Source organism: Protofrankia sp. CiP3 (assembly GCF_917627345.1).
Lineage (GTDB): Bacteria > Actinomycetota > Actinomycetes > Frankiales > Frankiaceae > Protofrankia.
On record NZ_CAKJTM010000238.1, the window covers coordinates 789 to 1,785 of the forward strand.

Consider the following 997-nt stretch of genomic DNA (forward strand, 5'->3'; position numbering starts at 1 on the left):
GCCCCCGGGCACGCACCAGCCGATGGTGGAAGCCGAGGAAGTCGAAACCCTCGCCGCCTTCGGTCAGCTGAACGATCCGGGTCTTCGCCGCCTTCGGCTCCAGGCCGAGGTCGGCCAGCAGGGCGGTGATCCGCGCGAGCGCGGCCTCGGCCTGCTGCCGGGATTCACACATCACTACGAGATCGTCGATGTAGCGGACCAGCGTCCCGTCCCGGCCGTGGTCCCATGCCCGGTCGAGCCGGTGCAGGTAGACGTTAGCCATCAAAGGTGATACGCATCCCCCTTATGAATAGTGCTGGGTTATGCGCAGTGTTGGCCTGTCGGGCCTGGTGAGGGCCCGGGTGGGGGCGGATCGCTGCGCATAACGCGCCGATGATTCTGATCAGCGGTTCAGTGTGGTGCCGGGCCTGCATGATCGGACGTCGGCTGTGATAGCTACTGCGTCCGCGCCGATGTCGGGTTTGGACCGAAATCTACGCACGCGCCTCGACCGAAGCCAGCGCAGAGCCCTCAAAGCCGCTTACATCGACGCCGTCATCGACCTGCGCGAATGGAACAAAGAGCCCGAACTGATCACCTGGCTCGCCACGCTGTGAGCCTCCACCTCCGAGGGGGCCGGTCCGGATAGATGCGTTATGCGCAGCGCTCGACCCCCGACTGCGTCCTCACCAGGCCCGACAGGCCAGCGCTGCGCATAATCCAGCACTGTTCATAAGGGGGTTTATGCGCAGCTGCGCATAAACCCCCTTATGGGGTGCCGGTGACCGCTCGACGCTGTGACCCGTCTTCCATGACCCCGGCGTCCAGAAAGGCACCCACCAAAGCCAGCAGTCTGCGGTCACAGACCCGTTCCTCAACCGCCTGCATCAATTTCTCACGCGGAATCGCCTCGAAACAGTGAGCGACGTCCGTTTCCACCACCCAGCGCCGACCCCGCCAGGACTCATCCAACAAGACCTGGAGGGCATCGTGCGTGCTGCGTTTCGGCCGGGCGCCG

Annotated in this window: 2 protein-coding genes and 1 pseudogene; 1 reads left to right on the plus strand and 2 read right to left on the minus strand. The window is 64.7% G+C overall.

Features of this window, described 5'->3' with window-relative positions; all coding sequences use genetic code 11:
* Positions 1-262 (minus strand): reverse transcriptase domain-containing protein (locus MJ797_RS26825; RefSeq protein ID WP_255739551.1); only part of this gene is annotated, 262 nt, incomplete at its 3' end.
* Positions 263-395: 133 nt separating this feature from the next.
* On the opposite strand from MJ797_RS26825, the gene MJ797_RS26830 reads away from it, so the two are divergent.
* Entirely contained in the window at positions 396-596 is a 201-nt protein-coding gene (locus tag MJ797_RS26830; protein ID WP_239342553.1) for a hypothetical protein, read from the plus strand.
* A 151-nt stretch (positions 597-747) separates the two neighbouring features.
* On the opposite strand, the pseudogene MJ797_RS26835 reads toward MJ797_RS26830, so the two are convergent.
* Positions 748-997 (minus strand): annotated as a pseudogene (locus tag MJ797_RS26835) (group II intron reverse transcriptase/maturase); the annotation flags it as partial.